Here is a 266-nt window from a genome sequence, read left to right as displayed (position 1 = left end):
CATTAGAATAATTATAAATAAGAAATTTGAGATTTAGGAGGTGTGGGCATGAGCACCCAATACAAACCAGCGCTCCACTTTCAGCATGTGGATTACCGCATCGGAGACGTGGAAATTTTAAGCGATATTACCGGTTCATTTCCGCAAGGGCGCATTACGACTTTAGTGGGGCCTTCCGGGGCTGGGAAGTCGACTTTGCTTAAATTGTGCAATAGCCTTATTTCTCCGCAAAATGGAGAGATTTTCGTGAAAGACAAAGCGATCGG

1 protein-coding gene is annotated in these 266 nt (G+C 44.4%); it reads left to right on the top strand.

Going from position 1 to position 266, the window contains the following annotated elements:
* Positions 1-48: 48 nt before the first annotated feature.
* Positions 49-266, top strand: a 218-nt coding sequence (locus tag SB775_RS30300) for an ATP-binding cassette domain-containing protein (RefSeq protein ID WP_410864952.1), incomplete at its 3' end; no start/stop codon positions are given.

The organism is Peribacillus sp. SIMBA_075, from assembly GCF_046534585.1.
This window is presented reverse-complemented; position numbering and strand designations above follow the sequence as displayed.